Source organism: Erythrobacter epiphyticus (assembly GCF_034653295.1).
Taxonomy (GTDB): Bacteria; Pseudomonadota; Alphaproteobacteria; order Sphingomonadales; family Sphingomonadaceae; genus Erythrobacter.
Window position 1 is genome coordinate 176,395 of the sequence record NZ_JAYEEU010000004.1, and the last position, 26,058, is coordinate 202,452.

General features: G+C 64.1%; 21 protein-coding genes. 11 read left to right on the forward strand and 10 right to left on the reverse strand.

Annotated features, from left to right (window positions below):
• The first annotated feature begins 14 nt into the window (after positions 1-14).
• Positions 15-710 (forward strand): ABC transporter ATP-binding protein, encoded by a 696-nt coding sequence (locus tag SOQ14_RS02925; RefSeq protein WP_322896546.1) that lies wholly within the window; start codon positions 15-17, stop codon positions 708-710.
• The gene (locus tag SOQ14_RS02930; RefSeq protein ID WP_322896547.1) at positions 707-3,244 is read left to right on the forward strand and encodes an ABC transporter permease; all 2,538 of its coding nucleotides are present in this window, start codon (positions 707-709) and stop codon (positions 3,242-3,244) included. The genes SOQ14_RS02925 and SOQ14_RS02930 overlap by 4 nt, the downstream gene beginning before the upstream one ends.
• Positions 3,245-3,250: 6 nt before the next feature.
• Here the strand turns inward: SOQ14_RS02930 and SOQ14_RS02935 are convergent, their stop codons facing one another.
• Together SOQ14_RS02935 and SOQ14_RS02940 are read right to left on the reverse strand one after the other, a co-directional pair.
• The gene (locus tag SOQ14_RS02935; protein WP_322896548.1) at positions 3,251-3,697 is read right to left on the reverse strand and encodes an RDD family protein; all 447 of its coding nucleotides are present in this window, start codon (positions 3,695-3,697) and stop codon (positions 3,251-3,253) included.
• 120 nt (positions 3,698-3,817) lie between these two features.
• On the reverse strand, positions 3,818-6,436 hold the full coding sequence (locus SOQ14_RS02940) for a TonB-dependent receptor (RefSeq protein WP_322896549.1): 2,619 nt from the start codon (positions 6,434-6,436) through the stop codon (positions 3,818-3,820).
• 404 nt (positions 6,437-6,840) lie between these two features.
• Here SOQ14_RS02940 and typA point away from each other — a divergent pair, with 404 nt between their 5' ends.
• From typA to SOQ14_RS02955, 3 genes are all read left to right on the forward strand, one after another.
• Complete coding sequence (gene typA / locus SOQ14_RS02945) at positions 6,841-8,694, forward strand: translational GTPase TypA (protein ID WP_416232723.1); 1,854 nt, start codon at positions 6,841-6,843, stop codon at positions 8,692-8,694.
• Between the two features lie 68 nt (positions 8,695-8,762).
• Positions 8,763-10,226 (forward strand): sodium/proline symporter PutP, encoded by a 1,464-nt coding sequence (gene putP / locus SOQ14_RS02950; RefSeq protein ID WP_322896551.1) that lies wholly within the window; start codon positions 8,763-8,765, stop codon positions 10,224-10,226.
• Between the two features lie 130 nt (positions 10,227-10,356).
• On the forward strand, positions 10,357-11,067 hold the full coding sequence (locus SOQ14_RS02955; RefSeq protein ID WP_322896552.1) for an extensin-like domain-containing protein: 711 nt from the start codon (positions 10,357-10,359) through the stop codon (positions 11,065-11,067).
• Positions 11,068-11,106: 39 nt separating this feature from the next.
• Here the strand turns inward: SOQ14_RS02955 and SOQ14_RS02960 are convergent, their stop codons facing one another.
• From SOQ14_RS02960 to SOQ14_RS02990, 7 genes are all read right to left on the reverse strand, one after another.
• A complete protein-coding gene (locus SOQ14_RS02960) occupies positions 11,107-11,727 on the reverse strand; it encodes a response regulator transcription factor (protein WP_322896553.1) in 621 nt (206 codons plus the stop codon).
• 159 nt (positions 11,728-11,886) lie between these two features.
• Positions 11,887-12,624: a proteasome-type protease gene (locus SOQ14_RS02965; RefSeq protein WP_322896554.1), complete on the reverse strand. Its 738-nt coding sequence runs from the start codon at positions 12,622-12,624 to the stop codon at positions 11,887-11,889.
• Positions 12,625-12,708: 84 nt separating this feature from the next.
• Positions 12,709-13,533 carry a transglutaminase family protein gene (locus SOQ14_RS02970; protein ID WP_322896555.1) on the reverse strand — a complete coding sequence of 275 codons (825 nt, stop codon included), beginning with the start codon at positions 13,531-13,533 and terminating at the stop codon, positions 12,709-12,711.
• A gap of 13 nt (positions 13,534-13,546) precedes the next feature.
• Positions 13,547-14,491 carry an alpha-E domain-containing protein gene (locus tag SOQ14_RS02975; RefSeq protein ID WP_322896556.1) on the reverse strand — a complete coding sequence of 315 codons (945 nt, stop codon included), beginning with the start codon at positions 14,489-14,491 and terminating at the stop codon, positions 13,547-13,549.
• An 18-nt stretch (positions 14,492-14,509) separates the two neighbouring features.
• Positions 14,510-15,955, reverse strand: coding sequence for a circularly permuted type 2 ATP-grasp protein (locus SOQ14_RS02980; RefSeq protein ID WP_322896557.1), 1,446 nt, complete (start codon positions 15,953-15,955; stop codon positions 14,510-14,512).
• Between the two features lie 113 nt (positions 15,956-16,068).
• Positions 16,069-16,908: an esterase/lipase family protein gene (locus SOQ14_RS02985; RefSeq protein ID WP_322896558.1), complete on the reverse strand. Its 840-nt coding sequence runs from the start codon at positions 16,906-16,908 to the stop codon at positions 16,069-16,071.
• Between the two features lie 54 nt (positions 16,909-16,962).
• Complete coding sequence (locus tag SOQ14_RS02990; protein ID WP_322896559.1) at positions 16,963-17,490, reverse strand: DUF3617 domain-containing protein; 528 nt, start codon at positions 17,488-17,490, stop codon at positions 16,963-16,965.
• Positions 17,491-17,579: 89 nt separating this feature from the next.
• Between SOQ14_RS02990 and uvrB the strand changes: the two genes are divergently transcribed.
• The 5 genes from uvrB to SOQ14_RS03015 all read left to right on the forward strand — a co-directional run bounded on the left by uvrB (position 17,580) and on the right by SOQ14_RS03015 (position 22,682).
• Complete coding sequence (uvrB, locus tag SOQ14_RS02995; protein WP_322896560.1) at positions 17,580-19,775, forward strand: excinuclease ABC subunit UvrB; 2,196 nt, start codon at positions 17,580-17,582, stop codon at positions 19,773-19,775.
• 158 nt (positions 19,776-19,933) lie between these two features.
• The gene (locus SOQ14_RS03000; protein ID WP_322896561.1) at positions 19,934-20,215 is read left to right on the forward strand and encodes a type II toxin-antitoxin system RelE/ParE family toxin; all 282 of its coding nucleotides are present in this window, start codon (positions 19,934-19,936) and stop codon (positions 20,213-20,215) included.
• The gene (locus SOQ14_RS03005; protein ID WP_322896562.1) at positions 20,190-20,510 is read left to right on the forward strand and encodes a HigA family addiction module antitoxin; all 321 of its coding nucleotides are present in this window, start codon (positions 20,190-20,192) and stop codon (positions 20,508-20,510) included. The genes SOQ14_RS03000 and SOQ14_RS03005 overlap by 26 nt, the downstream gene beginning before the upstream one ends.
• A 76-nt stretch (positions 20,511-20,586) precedes the next feature.
• Positions 20,587-22,116 (forward strand): S10 family peptidase, encoded by a 1,530-nt coding sequence (locus SOQ14_RS03010; RefSeq protein WP_322896563.1) that lies wholly within the window; start codon positions 20,587-20,589, stop codon positions 22,114-22,116.
• 98 nt (positions 22,117-22,214) lie between these two features.
• Entirely contained in the window at positions 22,215-22,682 is a 468-nt protein-coding gene (locus SOQ14_RS03015; protein ID WP_322896564.1) for a hypothetical protein, read from the forward strand.
• Here SOQ14_RS03015 and SOQ14_RS03020 read toward each other — a convergent pair.
• Positions 22,618-24,684, reverse strand: coding sequence for a protein-disulfide reductase DsbD family protein (locus SOQ14_RS03020; RefSeq protein WP_322896565.1), 2,067 nt, complete (start codon positions 24,682-24,684; stop codon positions 22,618-22,620). The genes SOQ14_RS03015 and SOQ14_RS03020 overlap by 65 nt on opposite strands.
• 144 nt (positions 24,685-24,828) lie before the next feature.
• Between SOQ14_RS03020 and SOQ14_RS03025 the strand changes: the two genes are divergently transcribed.
• Entirely contained in the window at positions 24,829-26,055 is a 1,227-nt protein-coding gene (locus SOQ14_RS03025) for an FAD-dependent monooxygenase (RefSeq protein WP_322896566.1), read from the forward strand.
• Positions 26,056-26,058 lie beyond the last annotated feature (3 nt).

A 26,058-nucleotide genomic window follows, 5' to 3' on the forward strand; every position in this document is an offset into this window, starting at 1 on the left:
GCCATCGGAAGCCTGTGACAAGCCCCTCTCTTGCGATTTCCGCGCGAAACCTGAAACTTACTCTCGGCAACGCCTCGGCCCCGGTCGATGTCCTGCGCGGGATTGATCTCGATATTGCCAATGGCGAGGTGGTGGCCCTGCTCGGCCCCTCCGGTTCGGGCAAGAGCTCGCTGATGGCGGTGCTGTCCGGGTTGGAACGGGCAAGCAGCGGCAGCCTCATGGTGGCCGATGCCGATTTCAGCGGCTTGAGCGAAGACGGCCTTGCCGCAGCCCGGCGCGGGCGGATCGGGATTGTGCTCCAGGCCTTTCACCTGCTGCCGACGATGACCGCGGCGGAAAATGTCGCAACGCCGATGGAACTCGCGGGTGACAAGGATGCCGCACCGCGCGCCTTGACGGAACTGGCCGCTGTCGGCCTTGGCCACCGCACCGATCACTATCCCACCCAGCTTTCGGGCGGCGAACAGCAGCGTGTGGCGATTGCCCGCGCGCTGGCAGCGCGCCCGGCGCTGATCTTCGCAGATGAGCCGACCGGCAATCTCGATGCGGCGACCGGGGCGGAAATCATCGATCTGTTGCTCGCCCGCCGCGCCGAAACCGGCGCGACCTTGCTCATTATCACCCACGATGCAAGCCTTGCCGCGCGCTGCGAACGGGTACTGACCATGGCCGACGGGCGGATCATTTCGGATACGAGGAACCCGGCGTGAGCGCTGCGGCGCGGCTCCCGTGGGGCACGGTGTGGCAGATTGCCCGGCGCGATCTCAATGCGCGCTTCAAAGGGCTGCGCCTGCTGGTGCTGTGCATTTTCCTCGGCACCGCCGCGCTCGCCGCGATCGGCACGCTCACCGCCGCGATCGAGCGCGAACTGGCCGCCAACGGGCAGGAATTGCTCGGCGGCGATATTGAAATTGCCTTGTGGCAACGCGGTTTGACCGATGAGGAGCGCAGCGCGCTTGCTGCCTATGGCACGGTGTCCGAAGGCTTTCGCCTGCAAGCCATGGCTGTGGCGGGAGACAATGCCGCGCCCGTCGAACTGAAGGCGGTGGATGCGAAATGGCCGCTTTATGGCGCGCTTACGCTTGCCGATGGCCGCAATGTCGGCGCACCGCAGGGCAGGGATGCCTGGCTCGCCAAGGGCGCGCTGGATCGCCTTGGCATTGCAGTCGGCGAGCGCTTCACGATTGGCAGCGTCACCCTGCGCGCCGCGGGCGTGATTGCCAACGAGCCGGATCGCCTGTCTGAAGGCTTCCAGCTTGGCCCGACCATCATTGTTGCCGAGGGCGTTCCGGCGGTGGCCGGATTGCTCCAGCCCGGCGCGCTTTACCAGACCAAGCAGCGCGTTGCCTTTGCCAACCCCGCAAGCACGCCCGAAACGGTCGAGGAAGCGCTCAACGAACGCTTTCCTTCCGCCGGGTTCACGATCCGCACCCGCGACCGCGCCTCCCCCGGCGCTGATCGCTTTGTTCGCCAGATGAGCGATTTTCTTACTCTCGTGGGCCTCGCCGCGCTGGTGATTGCCGGGATCGGGATTGCGGGCGGTGTTTCGTCCTATCTCGATCAGCGCCGCAACAGCATCGCGACCTTCAAGGTGCTCGGCGCGACGTCGGCCGATATCGTGCGGATCTATGCGCTCCAGATCGCGATTGCCGCGCTGGTTGGCAGCCTTGCCGGGCTGGCGGCGGGTGTGCTGGTGACCCCGCTGCTCTCCGCGGCCTTGCAAGGCCTGCTCCCGGTTGAAAGTGGCTTTGTGATCGAACCGCTGCCGCTGGTGCTGGCGGCGAGCTATGGCTTGCTGGTGGCCTTCACCTTCGCCGCCGCACCGCTGCTGCGCGCACGGGCTTTTCCGGCGATGGCGCTGATGCGTTCGGGGATCGTGCCGCTGGCGCGCGATTGGCGCGCCTTGGGCGCGACCGCGCTGGGGCTTGCGGCGATTTCCGCGCTGGCGCTCGCCACCACGGCGCAACCGCTGCTTTCCGGCGGGTTCCTGCTGGGCGCAGGCAGCGCGCTGATCATCCTTGCCGCGATCGGCTGGGCCTTGCAACGCCTCGCACGCGCCCTGCCCCGCCCTTCGAACCCGATCCTGCGCAGCGCGCTTGCCAATCTCCACCGTCCCGGCGCACCGACCGGAGCGCTCGTCACCGCGCTGGGCTTTGGCCTTGCCGCCTTCGTGCTGCTGGCCGCGGTGCAGAGCGCGATTGATGGCAATATCCAGCAGCGTGTCCCGCGTGAGGCCCCCGATTACTTCGTGCTTGATGTCCCGCGCGACAAGGAACCGCGCTTCTTCGCCGTGGTACAAGAAGCCTTCCCCGATGCGGCGCTGCGCACCGTCCCGACTTTGCGCGGCAAGGTGCTGGCCTTCGGCCCCAAGGACAAGATGACCCGCGTGGCGGATCTCGCGGAACTCCCAGAAGGCGCATGGTCGCTGCGGGGCGAACGCGGGCTGACCTATTCGGATCGCCTGCCGCAAGGCAATCGTCTGGTGGAAGGCAGCTGGTGGAGCCCGCTGCACAACGGCGAGCCGCTGGTTTCGATCGATGCCGAACAGGCCCGCGCCATCGGCGTTGGCGTTGGCGATTATATCACCATCGGCATTCTCGGGGTCGAGCGCACGGCGCGCATCGCCAATCTGCGCGAAGTCGATTGGGAGAATATGGGGTTCAATTTCACCCTCGTCTTCTCGCGCAATGCGCTGGTCGATGCGCCGCATAATCTCTCTGCAACCATCGATCTGCCCGATGGCGCCGATGATGCAGCGCGCGGCGCGCTGCTGCGCACGCTGGTACGCGAATTGCCGTCAAGCTCGGTGGTGGAGATTGGCGGGCTGCTGGTCGAAGGGCGCAAGCTGCTCGAACAGGTCGCGCTGGCCACGCTGGCGGCAGCGGCGGTGACGGTGCTTGCCGGGCTGGCGGTGCTGCTCGGCGCGATTGCCGCCGCTCGCGCTGCGCGGACCTATGATACGGTCGTGCTGCGCGTGCTGGGCGCGAGCCGCCGGCAGATCCTGATGTTGCAACTGGCCGAATATGGCATGATCGCGGGGCTGCTTGCGCTGGTTGCCCTCGCGCTTGGCGGCGTATTGGCGTGGATTGTCATCACCGCGGTGTTCAGCTTTGACTGGCTGCCCGATTGGCCGGTGGTGCTGGGCGTGCTCGGCATCGGGCTTGCTCTGGTGCTGGCCTTCGCGCTGGCAGGCTCGCTCCCCCTGCTCAAGGCCAAGCCCGCGCGAGCACTGCGGGAGCTGTAAGCCAGCTTACTCAAACACGCTGGCGTCGTAGCCAGTGCTGCCCGGCTCGGCCACCAACACCAAGGTTTTTGCCAACAAGTCGTGCAGCCCCTGCTTGCGATCCGTGAACGCAATCATGATGAACCCGAGCAGCATGACCAGACCCGACAGGATTTTGGCGAAATAGCGCCCCACTGCTTGCCCCACCGAAATACGCCCGCCATTTGCATCGACAACGATCATGCCCAGCGCACGCTTGCCCGGCGTTGCTTGCCACGACGAGGTTTCAAACCCGACAAAATAGGCAATCGACAGGAACAGGCCGATAAAATCGCTGATGCCGTAACTCGACGCGGCATCAGGATCCAGCAGGTCTTGCCCTGACATCATCGCCAGCACCAAGCTGATGATGCCCAGCGGAATGGTGTCGAGAATGTATGCGACAAAGCGCCGCCAAAACCCTGCGTACTGCATAAGCCTGCTTCCTGATCTTCTGCATGAAGCATCAAAGCACCACAAACCCTTTGATAAAGCAAACAAAAAGGCCCCGCAGCACATGCTGCGAGGCCTTTGTTCCCTACGGTGTCAAACCGATCAGAAGCGGTAGCGCACAATCCCGCCATAGGTGCGCGGCTGGCTCGGATAGCCCGAGACCGTGCCAGCCTGTGCGACGCCATCAAACACCGTGATCAGGTATTGATCGTCAAACAGGTTGCGCGCCCACGCACCCACTTCAAGCCCGTTCGCCAATTGCAGCATGACCGAGGCGTTCACAAGGTTGACCTCACGCTGGAAGATCTGCGGATTGCCAAGTGCAATGTTGAACGTCGGCAGGCCGTTGTTGATCGGCGTGTTGCTTTCGTGAGCATAGTCGAGGCGGGTCATCAGCTTGGTGCCGCTGTTGCCGAACTCGTGCGTGTAGGTCGCCGAGGTGGCAAGGCTCCACTCGGGGATACCGCCGGGGCGAAGCCCGGACAGATCGCCGACGGGGCTGTTCGGGAAGCTGTCGAACACCGCATCGAGATAGGTCGCCGCGAAGGTGAAGACGAGCCCGTCAACCGGCGTCACGCGGCTGTCGAATTCGAACCCGCGCACGGACTGCTTGCCCGCATTGGCAAGAGCAAAGCCCGTGCCGGTGAACAGGAAGCTCTGGAAGTCCTCGATGCTCTGATCGAACAGCGCAAGGTTGAACCCGATACCGTCCCAATTGGCCTTGACGCCAATTTCATAGACCGTCGCAAGTTCCGGAGCCGCAAAGCGCGAACCGGTGCCAAGGTTCGGCACCGCCAGCCCGGCATTGCGGATCGGCGAGGACGGCGCGAGGATGGTCGAACGAGCCGGGCCGGGGATGAAATCTCCGAACAGCGGACGGGAATCGCGCGACAGGTTGATCGAGCTCGCCTTGAAGCCCGTGGCGTAGCTGCCGTAGACGTTCAAATTGCGCGAGATCTTGTAGGCCACACGGAGCAGATAGACGAGTTCGTCGTCATTGGTCCGGCCATCTTCCACCGCGTTGGGCACATTGAGGAATGGCGGCTGGAACTGGAAGGCCGACAGGCCCAGCAGCGGGTTGGTCGCCGGATTGGTTGCCGCGCCCGCGATCTGGGCAAAGGCGGCCGGATTGGCAGCCTGGAACGCCGCGATCTGTGCCGGGCCGATATTGCCCGGAGCCGTGCCGGTCGCCTGCGCGATGCCGCCCACAATGAACGCATCAGCAAGGTTGATCTGCCCGAGCGGATCGAAGGCCTGCATGGTCAGATCATAATTCTTGCGGTCATCCGTGTAGTTGAAGCCCGCAGTGAAGACGAGGCCATCAAGCGGTTCGAAATCGAAGGTCCCGAACAGCGAGTAAGCCCGGTTGCTCATGTTGAAGCTTTCCGCGGTCAGGGGACCGGGGCGGAAGATGCTACCACTGGGCAGGCCAAGGGTCGCTTCGACAAAGCTGAACGTCCCGAGCGTCGGCGGATTGGCCCCGCCTGCCGCACTGGCCAAGAGATCGAAGAAATTCCGTGTCTGGTTACCTGTCGTCAGGCGGCTGTCCTGGCTGATGCTCTCATCGAAATAAAAGCCGCCAAGCAGGAAGTTGAACGGCCCGTCGAAATCCGAGGCAATCCGCAGTTCCTGGGTGAAGGTGTTGACGCGCTGATCGCGCACCTCGCTCACCACGTTGAGGCTGGTGAAGTCGACATCCTGATCGAGGAAGTTCTTCAGCTCGCGATAGGCGGTGATCGATGTGACCGTGAGATTGCCAACGTTCCAATCGGCCTGGAGCGAGCCACCGTAGTTGTCGACGGTGTTGCGCGGCACCTGGCTGAGGAAAGTGTTGTAGCTGAAGATATCGGTGTCAAGCGCGCCGCCCAGTGCAAAAACCGCGCCTGCCGAAGGGCCTGCGACCACGGTCGAAACCTGACAGCACACTTCATCAATGCGCGAATAGTCACCGATCATGCGGACCTTGAAGTCCGCACTCGGCTCCCACAGCAATTGCCCGCGGGTCGACCAGCGGTTGCGATCGGAAATATCTTCATTGAGATTGACGATCTGGGCGTAGCCGTCACGCCGGTTGTAGCTACCGTCAACCGAGAAAGCCAGCGTGTCACTCAGCGGGCCGGTGATGTCGGCCTGCAAGACCATCGCATTGAAATTGCCGTAGCTGGCTTCGACCATGCCGCCCCATTCGAACTGCGGTTCGCGGGTGACGATCGAGATCACGCCCGCCGAAGCGTTCTTGCCGAACAGGGTTGATTGCGGCCCGTTCAGCACTTCGATGCGCTGCACGTTGGGAAGGTCGGACAAGGCGCCGGCGCTACGCGAACGGAACACCCCGTCGATGAACACACCAACCGAAGGCTCGATGCCGAAGTTGTTGTCCCCGTTGCCGAAGCCGCGGATGATGAAGGTCGTGGCCGAGGCGCTTTGCAGCTGGCTCACTCGCAGGGAAGGCACCACGGTTTGCAGGTCAAGCACGTCACGGATCTGTGCAGCCTTGATCGTTTCTTCGCTGGTCACCGAAACCGCAATCGGGGTGTCCTGAAGGGTCTGCTCGCGCTTCGACGCGGTGACGATAATGACATCACTACGGACTTCGGGCTCGTCGGCCTGATCCTGATCGGTCGCCTGCGCGAAAGCTGCACCGGGCAAGGCAATCGCTGCCGCGCCAGCCAAAAGGGTAAAGCGACGCATTCCGGCAAAGCCGGTTTTGGTGAAACGCATGGAAATTCCTCTCCTCAATCCCTGACGCGGCGGATCTCTTATTGCTCGACTACGCCGTGCCTCGGGAAGTTGATAGGCAAGCCGACAAAGACCGACAAGTCGGAAAGCAGTATTTATGCCCTGTCCGCGACTCTGTTGTTGCAGTTTTGTAACCATGCCCCCTCACGCGATGGCGCAGCCCCGATGCAGCGATGCTTGCCGTGAGGCCCGACTTGCGCTAGGCGGCGCGCCATGTTGCAACGCAGCAAGCAGGGAGCGGGCCAGCCATGTCCGCAATGCTCCCGCCTGTCGCAAACCCGCCACAAACCCGCACTATCCCGGCGCGCCTAAAAATGTGCCCGGCCTCGTTCTTGTCCTGACGCACCCCGCCGTGACGTTCAGGCCGCATGATGGAAACCAGAAGAATGTCCTCCTCGCAGCGCCCCTCCGGCCTCAGAAACATTGCGATCATCGCGCACGTTGACCACGGCAAGACCACGCTGGTCGACCAATTGTTCCGCCAGTCGGGGACCTTCCGCGACAACCAGCGGGTCGAAGAACGCGCGATGGATTCGGGCGATCTCGAAAAGGAACGCGGCATCACCATTCTGGCCAAGTGCACCAGTGTCGAATGGACCAATGACGCCACCGGCGAGACCACCCGCATCAATATTGTCGACACCCCCGGTCACGCAGATTTCGGCGCCGAGGTGGAGCGCATCCTGAGCATGGTCGATGGCGTGATCCTGCTGGTCGACAGCGCGGAAGGCGCGATGCCGCAGACCAAGTTCGTCACCGGCAAGGCACTGGCGCTGGGCCTGCGCCCGATCGTGGTCGTGAACAAGATCGATCGCCCCGATGGCCGCCCGCAGGAAGTGCTCGACGAAGTGTTCGATCTCTTCGTCAGCCTTGATGCGACCGACGAACAGCTCGATTTCCCGGTGCTGTTTGCCTCGGGCCGCGATGGCTATGCCAGCGATGATCAGGAAGCGCGTTCGGGCACCCTTGCCCCGCTGTTTGCCCGCATCGTTGACCATGTGCCGCCGCCGGGGCTCGATCCCGATGCCAAGTTCAGCTTCCTTGCCACCCTGTTGGATCGCGACAACTTCATGGGCCGCGTGCTGACGGGCCGGGTGCAATCGGGCACGATCAAGGTCAATGATCCGATCCACGCCATCGACATGGATGGCAAGGTGATCGAAGTCGGCCGCGCCACCAAGCTGATGAGCTTTGACGGGCTCGAGCGCGTCCCGGTCGAAACCGCGCGCGCGGGCGATATCATCGCGCTGGCCGGCCTCGAGAAGGCGACCGTCGCCAACACCATCTGCGACCCCTCGGTGAGCGAACCCATCGCCGCCCAGCCGATCGATCCGCCGACGCTCGCGATGCGCTTTTCGGTGAATGACTCGCCGCTCGCAGGCCGTGAGGGCAGCAAGGTGACGAGCCGCATGATCCGCGATCGCCTGCTGCGCGAGGCGGAAACGAATGTCGCGATCCGCGTCACCGAGAGCGAGGACAAGGACAGCTACGAAGTCGCCGGGCGCGGCGAATTGCAGCTCGGCGTGCTGATCGAGACGATGCGCCGCGAAGGCTTTGAGCTTGGCATCAGCCGCCCGCGCGTCCTGTTCCGCGAGGAAGACGGCAAGCGCACCGAGCCTTACGAAACCGTCGTGATCGACGTGGATGACGAACACTCCGGCACGGTTGTCGAGAAGATGCAGCGCCGCAAGGCCGATCTCACCGAAATGCGCCCATCAGGCCAGGGCAAGACCCGCATCACCTTCTCCGCCCCTTCGCGCGGGCTGATCGGCTATCATGGCGAATTCCTGTCGGACACCCGCGGCACCGGGATCATGAACCGTCTGTTCGAGAAGTATGGCCCCTACAAGGGCCCGATCGAAGGCCGCATCAACGGCGTGCTGATCTCGAACGGTGATGGTGAGGCCGTGGCCTATGCGCTCAACTCGCTGGAAGAGCGCGGCACGCTGTTCATCAGCCCGCAGATGAAGGTCTATGAAGGCATGGTGATCGGCGAGAACGCCAAGCCCGATGATCTCGAAGTGAACCCGCTGAAGGCCAAGCAGCTCACCAACATCCGCTCGTCGGGCAAGGATGATGCGATCCGCCTCACCCCGCCGCGCCGGATGAGCCTTGAACAGGCCATCGCCTATATCGACGATGATGAAATGGTCGAAGTGACGCCGCAGTCGATCCGGCTGCGCAAGGCGATCCTGTGCCCGCACGAACGCAAGAAGGCGCGGCGCAAGAAGGACGATTGATCGCCTTTGTGGGATAAAGGCCGGGATGAGGTAGCCACGCGCAATCGCGCTTGTTACCCCCCTCGCCCATGAACGCCTACACGCTCGCGGCGCTGGTCGCCTATTTCGCGCTGATGATCGCCATCGGGATTTATGCCTGGGCGAAGACGCGGGCCGATTCATCGGGATATTTGCTGGCCGGGCGCGGGCTCGGGCCAGCGGTGACAGCGCTGAGCGCAGGCGCTTCCGACATGTCGGGCTGGCTGTTGCTGGGCCTGCCGGGCGCGCTGTTCGCCAGCGGGCTGGTGGAAGCGTGGATCGCCATCGGGCTTACTGTCGGCGCCGCGCTCAACTGGATTATCGTCGCCCCGCGGCTGCGCGAGCAGACCGAGCGGCTGGGCGATGCGCTCACTATCCCGCAATTCCTCGCCAACCGCTTCCCGGAAGCCGGCACCTTGCTGCGCGTCGTTGCGGCGGTGGTGATCGTCGGCTTTTTCACTGTCTACACCGCGAGCGGCATGGTCGCCGGGGGCAAGCTGTTTGCCACCGCCTTTGCCGGCTTCCTGCCGACCGGGGGCCTTTCAGACTACATGTTCGGCATCCTCCTCACCGCCGGGATCGTGCTCGTCTACACCACCATCGGCGGGTTCCTCGCGGTCAGCCTCACCGATTTCGTGCAAGGCATGATCATGATGATCGCGCTGGTGGTGATGCCGCTGGTGATCCTTTCGGGCTTTGGCAGCACCGCGCCGCTCAACCTTTCGGTGGTGCCGCAGGAGGGCTTCCTGAGCCTCACCCAAGGCGCCACGTTGGTCGGCGTGATCAGCGCGGTCACTTGGGGCCTCGGCTATTTCGGGCAGCCACACATCATCGTGCGCTTCATGGCGATTGACCGGGTCGAGAACGTGCCGCGCGCAGGGATGATCGGCATGGGATGGATGGTTATCTCGCTGCTGGGTGCGGTCACGGTCGGGCTTGCGGGGCGCGCCTATGCCGAAGCCAACGGGCTGGTGGTGAAGGATCCCGAAACGATTTTCATCATCCTGTCTCAAGTCCTGTTCCACCCGGCGGTGACAGGCTGTCTCTATGCCGCGCTGCTGGCCGCGATCATGAGCACCATTGCCTCGCAGCTGCTGGTGTCCTCTTCCTCGCTCACCGAGGATTTCTACCGCCTGTTCCTGCGCCGCACGGCATCCGAGCGCGAGGCGGTCAATATCGGGCGGCTATCGGTCGCGCTGGTCGCCGCCGCCGCGCTGGTGATTGCCGCTGATCCCGAAAGCGAGGTGCTGGGCCTTGTCGCCAATGCCTGGGCCGGGTTCGGTGCAGCCTTCGGGCCGCTGATCCTGCTTTCGCTGACATGGGACCGGATGACCGGCGCGGGCGCCGTGGCCGGCCTGGTGACGGGCGCGGGCGTCGTCGCGGGTTGGATCGCGCTCGGATGGAACCAGGCCTTCCTGGGCGGCCCCGGCCTTTACGAGATCGTGCCGGGCTTTTGCGCTGCGCTACTCGCGATCGTGGTGGTGAGCCTGCTGACCCGTCCGCGCACCGCCTGACTTGCCCCGGCACGACGGACGTGCCCGGTAACCTATTGGCGCAATTGCGCGATCCCGGCAGGATCGACCGGCGCTGGCTAACGATGTTTACTCTTCGTTAACCATCTTCGGGTGATAGTTCCTCGGCATGATGGCCAGAGACACTCTTCGCGGATGGACGCTGCTGCTGGGCGCGCTCACGCTCGCCGGGTGCGGTATAGTGCCGCAAGGCAGTGGCGGCGGCACAGCCGCGCGCAGCACGGCCAGCACCACCCCTGCCCCGCGCATCGCCTCAGCCCCGCAAAGCCATGCCCCGCGCCCCGATGATCGCGCCTGCATGACCGAGCTTGGCGCAGCGGGCGCGCGCTTCACCCCGGTTGCCGATACCTACGCCGCACCGGGCTGCAACAAGCTCGGCACCGTGCAGCTTTCAGCCCTGGCAGGCGATGCCTCCGTGTTCGGGGTCAGCAATATCGGCCCGGTGCAATGCGGCACGGCCAAGGCGTTCAGCGATTGGGCGCGCTTCGGGGTTGATCGCGCGGCGCGGGAAATTCTCGGCAGTCGCCTTGCCCGGATCGAGACCATGGGCAGCTATGCCTGCCGCAATGTCGCGGGCAGCCAGCGCCTTTCGGCCCATGCCCGCGCCGAGGCGATTGATGTGGCCGGCTTTGTGCTTGCCGACGGGCGCCGGATCGATCTCAAGCGCGATTGGCATGGCGGCCCGCCCGAGGTGCGCGAATTCCTGCGGGTCGTGCACGGCAGCGCCTGCAAGCGCTTCGGCACCGTGCTCGGCCCGGAATATAATGCCGCGCATGCCGATCATTTTCATCTCGAAGGCACCGGCGCGAAGTTCTGCCGCTAGGCTGCGCCTTGCCATTGGCCGGCCCCGCCCCTGAGCCAGCTAGAGCTGCGCCCCGCTTTCCATCGCGGCTTCAAGCCGCAGCCGCACCGCTTCGGCGGCGTGGCGCGCACCCAGTTTGCTCATCATATTGGCGCGGTGGATTTCCACTGTGCGCGGGCTGATTGCCAGTTCGCGGGCAATCATCTTGTTGCTGCCACCCCTTGCCAGCCATTCGAGCACCTCGCGTTCGCGGGCCGAAAGCGTGGCGATGCGTTCGCGCGCGCAGATCATCCGCCGCCGCGCGGCGCCGTAGCGCGCCGCTTCTTGATCGATCCGCGCGAGACAGCGCGCAAAGCGATCCGCGTCGAGCGGGAGCGAGAGATAATCCAGCGCCCCCGCCTTGATCGCTTCGACAATATGGCGCGGGCGCGGTTGCAGTTCGACCGCGATCAGCGGCAGCCAGATCCCCATCCGGCTCAACCGCCCGAGGATCGCGGCCACCCCGCCATCGGGCACCATGTCGCGCGCGATGATAATGCCATCGCGCGGCGGGTGCCCCGCCAGCTCGGCAATATCGCTATAGACTTCGCAATGGTGGCCCATGCCAAAACCGATCCGCGCCATTTCGGCACGCTGGCGGCTGCAAGGGTCGACGAAGTGGAGAGAGGCTTTGCGTGTCATGCCGCCGATAATGCGCAAGCCCCCACGCCAGTTCACGCCAGACCGCTGCCATTACGGACAAATCCGTGGCCCTGATTGTTACAGAGCCGCGCATTTACACGTTGAAAACCCTCGATTTTGGAGCAAATTCCCCGCTATCAGCGACGACCGCCGCCCGGATCACCCGAAGGTGTAGGGTGGCAGCGAGTGAAAGGCCAAGCGCAGGGCATCGCTCCAGCCGTTGGAAATCTGATCAAAATAGGGATCATCGGCGGTCACGCGGTGTTCGTGGGCGGGCGCAAAGCCATCCTTGCCAATCACCAGCAGATCGAGCGGCATGCCCACCGAAAGGTTCGCTTTCAGCGTGGAATCGAAGGATACCATCAGGAGTTTGATAGCATCCTCGAAACTCATGGCGCGATCATAGCCGCGCAGCAGGATCGGGCGGCCATACTTGGTCTCGCCGATCTGGAAAAAGGGCGTGTCCCAGCTTGCCTCGATGAAATTGCCTTCGGGGTAGATCATGAACAGCCGCGGCTGCATCCCCTTGATCTGCCCGGCGAGGATCATGGTCGCGGAAAAGCGGCCTTTGCCGGCTTCGCCATTGGCGGCCTGCGCCTCCTCGATGGTCTGGCGCAGCAGCCTGCCGATCTCGGTGGCGACGCTGAACATTGTCGGCCCCTTGATCAACGTGTTGTCACGCTCGTCCGGTGCCTTGGTGCGTTCCTCAAGCTGGCTGATCACCGCCTGCGTCGTCGCCAGATTGCCCGCTGTCATCACGGCAATCATGCGCTCGCCCGGCACGCTCCAGTGGAACAGCTTGCGAAAGGTCGAGATGTTGTCGACGCCCGAATTGGTGCGGGTGTCGCTCATCAGCACCAGCCCGCGATCGAGCACCATGCCCACACAATAGGTCATCTCGCCACATCTCTCCTGAGCCCGCCAGCCTGCCGCGCTAGCGCAATTGCCGCAGCCGCGCAAAGGCCTGCGATCTGCGCATGCCTATTGCGCGGTCTGATCCTGCTGCCGTTCCACCGCAACCTCGACATGCAAGGCGTGATCGGCCCCGCCGAAACTGATCCCCGTTACCGGCGCGGCATCGCGATAGTCATGGCCGGTCGCGACACGGACATAGCGCGGATCGGGCGAAATGCCGTTGGAGATATCGAACCCGACCCAGCCCAGCCCATCGACATGTGCCTCGGCCCAGGCGTGGGTCGCGTCCTGATCGATGCGGTCATCCATCATCAGGTAGCCGCTGACATAGCGCGCCGGAATCCCGATCGCGCGCGCCGCACCGATGAAGATATGCGCATGATCCTGACACACGCCATAGCCGTGGACGACCGCTTCCTCGGCCGTGGTGGTCACCCCGGTCGTGCCGCTTTGATAGGTGATGCATTCGCGGATGAGATCGGACAGCGCATGAAGATATCCGAGCGGCGCGGACATATCGCGTTCGGGCAGGTCGCGCAGCAGCGCCCGCAGGCGCGGCCCCGGACGGGTCAGCGGGGTCTGGCGCAGGAAACTCCACAAGGGCAAGTGCCCCGAATGGCGGCCGATCACGCCAGCATGGTCCTGCGTTTCAACCACGCCTGAACACATCACGGTGACTTCGCGAATGCCGGCATTGACCCCGATCAGGGTGACGGTGTTGCAATGCTGGTCGTCAAATTCGAGCTCGCGCTCGGCATTCTCGAACTGCATCGTCCATTCGACAATGCGCTGGCCCTGCGTTTCCTTTGGCGTCAGCCGGAGGCGTTGCAGCGCGTGCGCCACTGGCTCGGCAAAGGCGTAATGCGTGGTGTGGCGGATCGCCAGTTTCATCGCCCCTGCCCTCTCATGCGTGGAACCGGTAATCGGCCGCAATCGCATTGGCGATGCCGACATTGCTGGCCATGAAATCGACGAGAAATTCGTGCAGCCCCTGCTCGAACACTTCATCGACAGTGAGATGATTGATGCGGTTGTCGGCCTCGCGCATCAGCGCCTGACATTGCCCGTCAATCCCATGCATCCGGGCAAGCTCCGCCAGATTGGCGCGCAAGGCATTGCGGCAAAACGCGAGACTGCGCGGGAAGCGTTCATCAAGCACCAGAAATTCGACAATCCCCCGCGCCTCGATCTGCCCGGCGTTGAGCCAGCTATAGGCGCTCGCCCCCGCGACCGAGCGCAGCACCTGTTCCCACTGTCCGGTATCAAGGCTCGATCCGACGTAGGAAAGCGAGGGCAGCAGCAGGAAATACTTCATGTCGAGAATCCGCGCCGTGCTGTCCGCGCGCTCGATGAAGGTGCCCGACCGGGCGAAGTGATAGCCTTCGTCGCGCAGGATCGAGCCATCAAAGGCGCCATGCACCTGCGTGCCCGCGCGCCGCACCGCGCCCAGCACTTCGCCCACCGCCATCTGGCCGACGGGGCGGGCGAGCAGCTTGTCGAGCTTCATCCAGTTTTCGTTGACCGCTTCCCACACGTCGCTGGAGATATTGGTGCGCGCGGTGCGGGCATTGGCGCGCACCATCGCGAACATCGCCCGGACATTGCCGGAATTGGAAGGTCCGCGCAGCACGAAGTTCCAGACCGCAAGGCCATCATAGCTATCATGCGCGGCCTCGAACGCGGCCTGCTGGCCGAGCGTGGCAATCACCGAACGCCATTCGGCCTCGGCCGTCACCACATCGCGCGTCAAGGCCATGCGCAGCCCCGCTTCGAGCAAGCGCGCGGTGTTCTCGGCCCGTTCGAGATAGCGGAACATCCAGAACAGCGCGTTGGCGGTGCGGCCTAGCATGGGATGCGGCTCTCCATCCTAGTCCTTGAGCACCCAGGTATCCTTGGTGCCGCCCCCTTGCGAGGAATTGACCACCAGCGATCCTTTTTTGAGCGCTACGCGGGTGAGCCCGCCGGGGGTGATATCGATCCCTTGAGGCGACACCAGCACGAAGGGACGCAGGTCGACATGGCGCGGTGCCAAGCCCTTGGCAGTGAAGATCGGACAGGTCGACAGCGCGAGCGTCGGCTGCGCGATGTAATTCTCGGGCCGCGCCATCAGCTTCTGGCGGAAGGCGGCAATCTCACGGCGCGAAGCCGCCGGGCCGATCAGCATGCCATAGCCGCCCGATCCGTGGACTTCCTTGACCACCAGTTCGGACAGGTGATCGAGGACATATTGCAGGCTGTCCCGGTCGGCACAGCGCCACGTCTGGACATTGGGCAGCAGCGGCTTTTCGCCGGTGTAGAATTCGACGATGTCCGGCATGAAGGAATAGATCGCCTTGTCATCGGCCACGCCGGTGCCGGGCGCGTTGGCAATGGTGATCCCGCCTGCCCGATAGACATCCATGATCCCCGGCACGCCGAGCACGGAATCGGGATTGAAGGTCAGCGGATCGAGGAATTCGTCATCGACGCGGCGATAGAGCACATCGATCGGCTTGTAGCCGCGGGTGGTGCGCATCTGCACCCGCCCTTCAACCACGCGCAGATCGCTGCCCTCAACCAGTTCGGCGCCCATCTGGTCCGCGAGGAACGCGTGCTCGAAATAGGCCGAATTGAACACGCCCGGCGTCAGCACCGCCACCGTCGGCTTTTCACCCCGGCTGCGATTGCCGGCAAAGGCGGGCGGCGCGCAGGCGGCAAGCGAACGGGCCAGACGGCGCGGGTAGTTCGAGACCTGTTCGACCGCGATCCGGCTGAACAGATCGGGGAACATCCCCATCATCGTCTCGCGGTTCTCCAGCATGTAGGAGACCCCCGATGGCGTGCGCGCATTATCCTCCAGCACAAAGAATTCATCCGGCCCGGTGCGCACCAGATCAATCCCGACAATGTGGGTGTAGATCCCGCCGGGCGGCGTGAAGCCCACCATATTGGCAAGCCACGCCTCGTTATTGTGGAGCAGGCGTTCGGGCACGCGTCCGGCGCGGATGATTTCCTGCCGGTGATAGAGATCATAGAGGAAGGAATTGAGCGCGCGCACCCGCTGTTCAATCCCGCGCGACAGGCGCCGCCATTCCGCCGCCGTGATGATGCGCGGCACCATGTCGAAGGGGATCAGGCGCTCTTCCGCCTCTTCCTCGCCATAGACATTGAAGGTGATACCGGTGCGGCGGAAGGTATCATCCGCCTCGCGGCTCTTGCGTTTCAGCCAGCCCGGTTCCTGTTCGCCGAACCAGCGGCAATAGTCCTTGTAAGCGGCGCGCGTCTGGCCGGCAGCATCGAACATCTCATCGAAAGTGTCCGGCGATCCCTGCATTGCCCCCCGTTTCCAACGCTGTGTGGAAAGCGCAGTCTAACCGGCGATTGACAAAAGAAAAGCACTGCCGGACGTTTTTTGTTCGGCCTCTGCTTGACGAGCAGCGCGGCTGTTCAGCCCTGCCCGTCAAGCTCCTTGAGCAGGGCGGCCACCACTTCGGGCGCATAGGTATAGCCGATATGGGTGCAGCGCACTTTGATGGCGCGGTCGCGTTCACCCGGAACACCGGCCGCACAGGCGGGCGCGATCACACCATCAAGCGGGCTCCACAGCGCCACGGTCTCAACCGGCGGCTTGACCGCGAGATCCGCTTCGATCGGCGGGGAGTCGACCGAATGGCCGGTGATGAATTGATAGACCCGCCACACATTATTGGCGCGCGGGCTCCCGGAAAAAGGCGAGCCCATCGAGATCACCTTGGCGACCTTGTCGGGCTGGCGCTTGGCCAATTCGCGCGCATAAAGCCCGCCAAGGCTCCAGCCGAGCAGCACCACCTGACGGCCATGGCGTTCGCTCAGATCGACAAGGCGCTGTTCGAGGAAATCGAAACGTTCCGGGTCCGGCCCCCAGTTGAAGCCCAGCCCCCAGCGCTTGGTGCGGTGGCCCGCCTGTTCGAGCTGGCGCGCAAGGTAGCGCATCCGCACCGGATGGGTCGCAAAGCCGGGCAGGATCATCACCAGTTGCGGATTGCGGGCGGGCGGGATGTCGGTGCGGCGCAGCAGGCGGCGTGCAGGTTCGGCCAGCACATCAAGCTCGCCGATCAGGCGGGTGAATTGCGGACGGCCCAACTCCTCTTCGGGACGCTCTTCCCGTGCGAGCGCGATCCGGCGCGCCAGATCGGTCGCGGCAAAGGCCTCGCGCGCCGCTTGGGCACCGGCGCGCGCACGTTCGCGGGCACGCGCGCGCCCGGCTTGCCAGCGGGGGGCAGGATCAAGAGGTTCGGGGCGGGTCATGCGAGCCCTATCCGCCGCGCACGCTGAATCGCGCATGAAGCAATGGCAGCGCGCTCACGGACAATCGCCGATACGCTCGTGCTTGGCGTTGAAGCGCATGGTGCCATTGCCCATGCCATCAAGGTCCATCCGCATCCTGGCGTCGAATTCCGAAGCGGTCGGCGTGGCGGTGCCCTTCATTTCCATCCGCGCTTCGCCCTGATCGGTCTGGCACAGCATCACGGCATCAAGCTGACCGTCCGCAAGGTTGAATGTCTCGTAGCGGCAGGAACCATCCTGCCCGCGCTTCATCATCTCTTTGAAGCCCTGTTCGACATCGGCGGGGGTGAGGCAATATTCATTGGTGGTCGTCATCCCGCCACCATGACCTTCCATCGCCGCGCCCATGCCGGGCACATCGATCCCTGTCATGGTGATGGTCGCGCGGTACAGCCCGGCCTCGGGCTTGGGCATGTCGGCGGCGGCATCAGCGGCGGCGCCTCGGGCACCGTCTGCTGCATCAGCGCCATCCGTCTCGCTCTCGCCCGAACAGGCCGCCAGCATCAGGGCAGCCACGCCCACCAGAAATGCCCCGTTTCGCATTGCATGTCCCCTGTCGCGCCTCAGAAATCATGAGCCTACGCCGCGCTGCGCCACTTCACAAGCACGCGCCCTGCCTGCATAGGGCAAGGATGGCTGAACTCGTGATCAGAAGGGGCCTTGCCGAGCCCGAAACCGGCGCGGATTTCGTGCCGCACCGGCCCGCACGTCCTGAAAAGTCGATGGGCGGGCGGCCGTTCAAGATCGTTTCGGATTACGAGCCGGCCGGCGACCAGCCGACGGCGATCAAGGAACTGACCGAGAGCGCGCTTGCGGGCGAAAAAACGCAGGTGCTGCTCGGCGTCACCGGCTCGGGCAAGACCTTCACCATGGCCAAGGTGATCGAAACCTTGCAGCGCCCGGCCCTGATCCTCGCGCCCAACAAGATCCTCGCCGCGCAGCTTTACGGCGAATTCAAGAGCTTCTTTCCTGAAAACGCGGTCGAATATTTCGTCAGCTACTATGATTATTACCAGCCCGAAGCCTACGTCCCGCGCTCCGATACCTATATCGAGAAGGAATCGAGCGTGAACGAAGCGATTGACCGGATGCGACACTCGGCCACCCGGGCGCTGCTTGAACGCGATGATGTGATCATCGTCGCCTCGGTCTCGTGCCTTTACGGCATCGGCTCGGTCGAGACCTATTCGGCGATGATCTTCGATCTCAAGGTCGGCGAAACCCAGGACCAGCGCGACATCATCCGCAAGCTGGTGGCGCTGCAATACAAGCGCAACGACGCGGCCTTCACCCGCGGGTGCTTCCGGGTGCGCGGGGACAGCCTCGAAATCTTCCCCTCGCACTATGAAGACATGGCGTGGCGGGTCAGCTTTTTCGGGGACGAGATCGAGGAAATCTCCGAATTCGATCCCCTCACCGGCACCAAGGGCGCGAAGCTGGACAAGGTGCGGGTCTATGCCAATTCGCACTATGTGACGCCCGGGCCGACAATGAAGCAGGCGACCGAGGCGATCAAGTTCGAGCTGGAAGAGCGGCTCAAGGAGCTGGAAGCCGAAGGCAAGCTGCTGGAACGCCAGCGCCTCGAACAGCGCACGCACTTCGATCTTGAGATGATTGCCGCGACGGGGAGCTGCGCGGGGATCGAGAACTATTCGCGCTTCCTCACCGGGCGTCTGCCGGGGGAGCCGCCGCCAACCCTGTTCGAATACCTTCCCGAAAACGCCCTGCTCTTCGTTGACGAAAGCCACCAGACCGTGCCGCAGATCGGCGCGATGGCGCGCGGGGACCACCGTCGCAAGCTGACGCTCGCCGAATACGGCTTCCGCCTGCCCTCCTGCATCGACAACCGCCCCTTGCGCTTCAACGAATGGGACGCAATGCGCCCGCAGACCGTCTGCGTTTCAGCCACCCCCGGCGGGTGGGAGATGGAGCAGACCGGCGGGGTATTTGCCGAACAGGTGATCCGCCCCACCGGCCTGATCGATCCCCCAGTCACCATCCGCCCGGTCGAAGATCAGGTGCAGGATTGTATCCAGGAATGCCTTGCCACCGCCAAGCTCGGCTACCGCACGCTGGTGACGACGCTCACCAAACGCATGGCCGAAGACCTCACCGAATTCATGCACGAAGCCGGCGTGCGGGTGCGCTATATGCACTCCGACGTCGAGACGCTGGAGCGCATCGAGCTGATCCGCGACCTGCGGCTCGGGGTTTATGATGTGCTGGTCGGCATCAACCTGCTGCGCGAGGGGCTCGACATTCCCGAATGCGGGCTGGTGTGCATTCTCGATGCCGACAAGGAAGGCTTCCTGCGTTCCGAGACCTCGCTCATCCAGACCATCGGCCGCGCCGCGCGCAATGTCGATGGCCGGGTGATCCTCTATGCCGACCGGGTGACGGGCAGCATGGAACGCGCGCTGGCCGAAACCGATCGCCGTCGCAGCAAGCAGCAGGCGTTCAACGAAGAGCACGGCATCACGCCGCAGACGATCAAGCGCAACATCCACGATATCGTCGCCCACACCGCCTCGCAGGATGGTGTGGTGATCGACACCGGCGATGAGACACGCAACAATCTCGTCGGCCACAATCTGCGCAGCTACATCGAGGATCTGGAAAAGCGGATGCGCGATGCCGCCGCCAACCTCGAATTCGAGGAAGCCGGGCGCCTGCGCGATGAAATCCGCCGCTTGGAAGCGGACGAGCTCGGCATTCCCGATGGCGAGAAGAAAGCGCCGATGGTTGGCCGCTCGAACGAAGGCAAGCCGGGCACGCGCAAGACCCGCTATGGCAAGACGCGCTACAAGCGCATGGGTGGAAAGCCGTAGTTCTCCACAACACTTGAAGATGGTCAATAAATTATACTGTGAGGCGTGCTGCGGGCTGGAAGCGAGTCAACAGGAAAATTTCACTTTTTTTAAAATCGAACTGTTGCCCGACTAGATTTTGCCTGATTACTGATTGGCTGCACTTCTAAGAGGCAGCCATGATCCACTCCTTCGCCTGTGCCGAAACCGAGAGCATCTGGAACGGCCGCCGCAGCCGCAAGCTGCCTGCGGACATCCAGCAGCGCGCACTCGCCAAGCTCAACATGATTGATGCCGCCGAAACGCTGGACGACCTCAAGCTGCCGCCGAGCAACCGCCTGCACGAGCTCAACCGCGACCGCGCGAGTCAGCATTCCATTTCCATTAACATGAAATGGCGTATATGCTTCCGCTGGGAAAACGGAAACGCATACGATGTCGAAATCGTCGACTACCACTGACACCTCGGACTGGCTGCACATCCCGCACGCGGGTGAAATGCTGGTTATCGAGTTCATGGAGCCTCTGAAGCTCGACACCGCTGCTTTGGCTGATGCTATCGCGGTCGATCCTGCGCGTCTGCAGGCAATAATCGATGGCAAGACGCGCATCGACGGCGAACTTGACCTGCGGCTATCGCGCTATTTCCGCATGTCGGAGGGCTTCTTCCTCCGCCTTCAGACGAGTGCCGAACTGCGCACGGCCAAGCGCGCGCTAAACGGTGAATTGGACCGGATCCAACCCCGCGCAGCGTGATCCTGTCGCGAAGGGGTGGGTAGCTTTTGGCCCTGCTCTTGAACCGCGTTCACAAGCCTGTCACTTCCCTTGCTCCATGAGCATCCGATTCCTCGCGCTGCTGGCCGCTGCCAGCATCCCCGCCCTTGCCGTCCCCACCGCCGCGCAGGACGCGCCCAAGCCTGACGCCGCCAAGGCCGAGGCGGCAAAGCCGGTCCCCGCGCCGCCCGTCGCACAGGTCCGCACCCGCGATCTGGCGGGCACTTTTGGCGGGCAGCGGATCAATTACCGCGTCACCATGGCGGACACGATCCTCAACACCGATGAGGGCAAGGCCGAAGCGGTGATCGTCACCACCTCCTACGTGAAGACCCCGGCCGATCCCTCGCGTCCGGTGTTCTTCATTTATAATGGCGGGCCGGGCTCGGGTTCGGTGTGGCTCCAGATGGGCGCCTTCGGACCCAAGCGCGTGGCGATCCCGTCTGACGCGCGCGATGACGGCGCCCCGCCCTATCCGCTGCTCGACAATCCCGACAGCCTGCTTGATGTCGCTGATCTGGTGTTCATCGATCCGCCGGGAACGGGTTTCAGCTATCTCACGCAAGGCACTGATCCCAAAAAGTATTATGGCCTCAAGCAGGATGGCCGCGCGGTCGCACAGGTGATCCGCCGCTGGCTCAATGACAATGGCCGCTGGAACAGCCCGAAATATCTCGGCGGCGAAAGCTATGGCACCAGCCGCACCGCCATGGTGATCGACGAGCTCGAAGGCGGCACCTATAATGATGTCGCCTTCAACGGGCTGATCCTGATCTCGACGATCCTCGATTTCGCGGGGCGCGAGCCGACACCGGGCAATGAAATGGCCTATGTCGTTGCACTCCCGAACATGGCCACCGCCGCATGGTTCCACGGCAAGGTGCAGGCGCCCTCGGTCGAGGCGATCGCGGAAGAAGCCCGCCGCTTTGCCATCGGGCCCTATGCCACGGCCTTGCTCAAGGGGCAGGAGCTGCCCGCTGAAGAACGCGCCAACGTGCGCCGCGAACTCGCGCGGTTGACGGGCCTTTCGGAAACCTATCTCGAGCAGGCAGATCTGCGCGTCACCGACCAGCGCTTCTACAAGGAATTGCTGCGCGATCGCGGGCTGACCATCGGACGGCTGGATTCGCGCTACACCGGGCGCGATTTCGACAATGCCGGGGAAACCCCTGACGCGGACCCGAGCTTCTACGGGATTGATGGCGGCTATACCGCAGCGATCAACAGCTGGGCACGCGAAACGCTGGGCTATCAGACGCCGCGCGAATACCAGTCGATCGGCAGCGAGCCGGGGCGGCAATGGGATTGGTCCCTCGGCAGCGGCTGGGGTCGCAACGCCTATCTCAATATCGCGCCGCTGATTAGCCGCGCGCTGCGCCAAAATTCGCAGCTGCGCGTGTTCAACGGGCAAGGCTGGTATGATTTCGCCACGCCGTTTTTCGGCGCGGAATACTCGCTCAAGCGCACCGGCATGCCGCAGGACCGGATCACGTGGAAATATTACGATGCGGGCCACATGATGTATATTCGTGACGAGGATCGCGCCAAGTTGAGCGCCGATCTGCGCGCTTTCATCCGGGCACGCTGAGACCCGTCTTGTCCCTGTCATCCCGTCACGCGGCCTCTCTGCTTGCCCTGCTGGCTGCGGGGTTGGCAGCGTGCAAGCCGCCGCCAACCGATAGCGACATGGCGCGCGTGACCACGATTGTGAGCCTCGATGCTCCGTCCGCACCGCACGCCTCCCCTGATACCAAGGGCGCGGTGTGGAGCATCAGCACCAAGCAGCAAAACCGCATCGTCTATGGCATTCCGGGGCAGCCTGCGCTGCTGACGCTGGAATGTCTCCCCGGTGAAGGCAGCGCGCCCGCTTTCATCCGCATTGCGCGCTACGCCCCGGCGGATCGCGATGCCGGCGCCTTGCTCGCGCTGATCGGCAATGGCGCGATCGGGCGGCTGGCCGTGGATGCCACCCGTCAGGGCCAGCGCCAGATCTGGCAGGGCGAGGCCCCCGCCGATGATATCGGCTGGGAGCCGCTTGATGGCCCGCGCGAGATCACCGCAACGGTGCCGGGCGCAGGCCTGGTGCGGCTTAATCCGAGCCCGCTGCCGATGGCGTTCCTGGAGGGGTGCCGGAGCCTCGTGCCCGCTGGATAAGCATGTCGGGGGTAAGCACCTGCGGCAATTGCTGCGGGGCTGCCGCGCCCGGCGCGTACCACAGGTAAAGCGGAACGCCCGCCGCGCCCTGCGCTGTCAGGAAGCGCGTGATCGCTTCATCGCGCACCGTCCAATCGCCGACCATCGTGATGACCCCCGCCTGCTCGAACGCCGCACGCACGTCCTCGCGCTCGATCGCGACGCTTTCATTGACCTTGCAGGTGACACACCAATCGGCGGTGAACCACACGAACACCGGCTTGCCAGTGGCGCGGGCTTCGGCAAGCGCCGCCTCGCTGAAGGGAAGCGGCGCATGGAGCGAGACGCGCTCTTTCTCAGAAGGTGCGGCAAAGCTGGCAGGAAGCGCAAAAGCGCCGAAGATCAGGAAGGGCGCCGCAACCAGTGCGAAGGCAGGCCAGGCCATCTTGCCAGCGCGTTGCAAGCGCCCGACCACCCACAGGCCAAGGATCACCCCGAACAGCATGATCAGCGCGAACAGCGCAAAGCTGCGCCCGCCGAGCTGCACGGTGAGCCACAGCAGCGCAAGCGCGGTCAGGCCCATCGGCACGGCCATGATCCGGCGGAAGCGTTCCATCCACGCACCCGGCTTGGGCAGCCGCCGCCGCAAGGCCGGGACAAAACCCAGCAGCAGGAAGGGCAAGGCCAGCCCGAGCCCGAGGCAAGCGAACAACAGCAGGGCTTCACCTATCGGCAGGATCAGCGCGGCGCCCATCGCGGCCGCCATGAACGGGCCGGTGCACGGCGTTGCGACAAAGGCGGCCAGCAGCCCGGTGGCAAAGGCTCCGGCAGGCTGGCCGGAACGGGTGAAGCTGAGCGACGGCAATTCAAACACGCCGGCAAAATTCGCGGTGATCGCACTCGCCAGCACCAGCAGGGCGACCACCACGCCCGGCTCCTGCAACTGGAAGGCCCAGCCGACCTGTTCGCCCGCTGCGCGCAAGGCCAGCAGCAGCGCGCCCAGCGCCACGCAGGCCAGCACGACCCCGGCGGTATAGGCGAGCCCTTCGGAACGGGCCTTGGCCTCACTCTCACCTGCACGGGCCAGCGACAGCGCTTTGAGGCTGAGGATGGGAAAAACGCAGGGCATGATGTTGAGCAGCAAGCCCCCTGCGAGCGCGCCGAGGATCAGCGTCCACAGCGGCGGCAAGACCGGCAGCGCGGCTGCGCCCGCGATCATGGTGCCGCCGCTCGGCACGTCGCCGGGCATCGCGACAAAGCGCACACCGGCGCCGTCGCCAAAGGCAAGAATGCCTTCGAGGTTCGCGGCTGGGCCTGCGCCGTTCGGATCGAGCGGGATTTCCGCCACCAGCAGATCACCCGTGCGGCGGAAGACTTGTGCAGCGGCATGGGCGACCAGCCGCTCGTTCGCGACAAAGACATGCGGATCGGCGAGCGTCACACTCGCTGGCAGCGGGATCGCGACGCGCAGCGCCGTGCCACCCAGCGCAAAGCGCGCCTTGGCCTCGATCAGCGGCGCGACTTCGGCCCGCCACCGGGCAAAATCGCCGCCCTCAGCGGCAGACAGCACCGCATCCTGCGGCACGCAGATCTGATCGGTGCAGGCGAGATATTCGACATGCCCGGTGATGGGCGGCAGGTTGGCAAGGTTGGCGCCTGCGGGTACGTTCACCGGCACCAGCACGGTGTAGGCGCCTTTGTAGATATGGTTCATCAGGCTGCTGATCAGCAGCTTTTCCGGCACCGGATAGAGCGGTTCTCCCGCCTGCCAGCCTTCCGGCAAGGCAAGTTGCAACCGCATCCCTTGCCCTGCATCCCCCGGATTGGTCCAATAGCCATGCCACTCCGCGCTTTTCGGGGTGAATCGCAGCGCCAGCATCCAGACCTCGCCCGCGCGCGGCGCGCCCTCGGCATAAAGCTGCGCGGCAATATTCGCATCGCCATAGCGGGCCGCGGTCGGCACTTCGGCCCGCGCGCTCCCGCCCACCAGCAGCAGCGCAGCGGTGAGCACGGCCAACAGCATGAGCCACAGCGACTTTGCGCAAGGTGCAAGACGGGATGCTTGGAACAAACTTGTCTCTCTGATCGTCAAGCCGCTAAGAACCGGGTGAGGCTGGCCAGATAGGCCCGGCCTGCCCCATTGCAAAGAGAAAGCGCAGCAAACGCCATGGCCATCACTGATAACGACACCGCCGATCTTTTGATCCTGGGCGGAGGACTTGTGGGCATGACCCTGGCGCTCGCCGCGGCGAAGAAGGGCATGGCGAGCCACGTGGTCGACCGCGCCGATCCGGCGGAGTTGACGGCGGAAGGCTTTGATGATCGCGCCACCGCGATCTCAACCGCAAGCTGGCACCTGTTCAACAATATCGGCATCGCCGAGGGCCTCGAACAATTCGCCTGCGACATCGCCAGCATTGCGGTGACTGATCAGAACAAGCCCGGACGGCTCGATTTCGTGCCGGGGCCGGATGATGGCACGCTCGGCCGGATGTTCCCCAACCGCCGCCTGCGCCTTGCCCTGTTCGAGGCGGCGGCGAAGGAGCCACTTATCAACTGGATCGCCAAGGCCGATGTGACCGAACGGCAGCGCAGCGATTACGGCGTTGCCGCTGTCTTGGTCGATGGCCGCAAGCTCAAGGCGCGGCTGATGATTGCTGCCGAAGGCCGCCAATCGCCCACCCGTGATGCCGCCGGGATCACCATCGCCAAGTGGGATTATCACCACCGCGCCATCATCGCCGGGCTCACCCATGAAAAGCCGCATGGCAACGTGGCGTGGGAAATCTTCTATCCGGCAGGGCCGTTTGCCCTGCTGCCGATGAATGATGATGCCGATGGCACGCATCGCTCCTCGCTGGTGTGGACGGTGTCGGAAGAAGACGGCGCGGGCGTGATGAAGCTCGGCGATCGCGCCTTCCTTGCCGAGGTCGAAAAGCGGATGGGCGGAGTGCTCGGGCCAGTGCTGTCGGTGGGCAAGCGTTCCAGCTGGCCGCTTGGCTTCCACCACACCGCGAGAATCACCGCCGAACGCCTCGCCCTGATTGGCGATAGCGCCCACGGCATCCATCCGATTGCGGGCCAAGGGCTCAACCTCGGGCTGCGCGATGTTGGCGCGCTCGTCGAAGTGCTGGCCGATGGGGCGCGGCTCGGGCTTGATCCGGGCGATCCCGAATTGCTCAAGCGCTATGAAAACTGGCGCGGGCTCGACAGCTTCATGGTGGCGCTGGCCACCGATGGCCTTACCCGCATTTTCGGCGCGCCGGGCAAGACCGTCTCGGCGATCCGCCGTATCGGCATGGCGGGCATCCAGCGCACGCCGATGCTCAAGCAGTTTTTCATGGACGAAGCGCGCGGCGTATCGGGCGATTTGCCCGAATTGCTCAAGGCGTAAGGG

Excerpts from the sequence above, each read along its gene's own strand:
- SOQ14_RS02935 (WP_322896548.1), bottom strand. The coding sequence starts at position 3,697 with ATGCAGTACGCAGGGTTTTGGCGGCGCTTTGTCGCATACATTCTCGAC.
- SOQ14_RS02940 (WP_322896549.1), bottom strand. The coding sequence starts at position 6,436 with ATGCGTTTCACCAAAACCGGCTTTGCCGGAATGCGTCGCTTTACCCTT.
- typA (WP_416232723.1), top strand. The coding sequence starts at position 6,841 with ATGTCCTCCTCGCAGCGCCCCTCCGGCCTCAGAAACATTGCGATCATC.
- putP (WP_322896551.1), top strand. The coding sequence starts at position 8,763 with ATGAACGCCTACACGCTCGCGGCGCTGGTCGCCTATTTCGCGCTGATG.
- SOQ14_RS02955 (WP_322896552.1), top strand. The coding sequence starts at position 10,357 with ATGGCCAGAGACACTCTTCGCGGATGGACGCTGCTGCTGGGCGCGCTC.
- SOQ14_RS02960 (WP_322896553.1), bottom strand. The coding sequence starts at position 11,727 with ATGACACGCAAAGCCTCTCTCCACTTCGTCGACCCTTGCAGCCGCCAG.
- SOQ14_RS02965 (WP_322896554.1), bottom strand. The coding sequence starts at position 12,624 with ATGACCTATTGTGTGGGCATGGTGCTCGATCGCGGGCTGGTGCTGATG.
- SOQ14_RS02970 (WP_322896555.1), bottom strand. The coding sequence starts at position 13,533 with ATGAAACTGGCGATCCGCCACACCACGCATTACGCCTTTGCCGAGCCA.
- SOQ14_RS02975 (WP_322896556.1), bottom strand. The coding sequence starts at position 14,491 with ATGCTAGGCCGCACCGCCAACGCGCTGTTCTGGATGTTCCGCTATCTC.
- SOQ14_RS02980 (WP_322896557.1), bottom strand. The coding sequence starts at position 15,955 with ATGCAGGGATCGCCGGACACTTTCGATGAGATGTTCGATGCTGCCGGC.
- SOQ14_RS02985 (WP_322896558.1), bottom strand. The coding sequence starts at position 16,908 with ATGACCCGCCCCGAACCTCTTGATCCTGCCCCCCGCTGGCAAGCCGGG.
- SOQ14_RS02990 (WP_322896559.1), bottom strand. The coding sequence starts at position 17,490 with ATGCGAAACGGGGCATTTCTGGTGGGCGTGGCTGCCCTGATGCTGGCG.
- uvrB (WP_322896560.1), top strand. The coding sequence starts at position 17,580 with ATGGCTGAACTCGTGATCAGAAGGGGCCTTGCCGAGCCCGAAACCGGC.
- SOQ14_RS03000 (WP_322896561.1), top strand. The coding sequence starts at position 19,934 with ATGATCCACTCCTTCGCCTGTGCCGAAACCGAGAGCATCTGGAACGGC.
- SOQ14_RS03005 (WP_322896562.1), top strand. The coding sequence starts at position 20,190 with ATGTCGAAATCGTCGACTACCACTGACACCTCGGACTGGCTGCACATC.
- SOQ14_RS03010 (WP_322896563.1), top strand. The coding sequence starts at position 20,587 with ATGAGCATCCGATTCCTCGCGCTGCTGGCCGCTGCCAGCATCCCCGCC.
- SOQ14_RS03015 (WP_322896564.1), top strand. The coding sequence starts at position 22,215 with ATGGCGCGCGTGACCACGATTGTGAGCCTCGATGCTCCGTCCGCACCG.
- SOQ14_RS03020 (WP_322896565.1), bottom strand. The coding sequence starts at position 24,684 with ATGCTGTTGGCCGTGCTCACCGCTGCGCTGCTGCTGGTGGGCGGGAGC.
- SOQ14_RS03025 (WP_322896566.1), top strand. The coding sequence starts at position 24,829 with ATGGCCATCACTGATAACGACACCGCCGATCTTTTGATCCTGGGCGGA.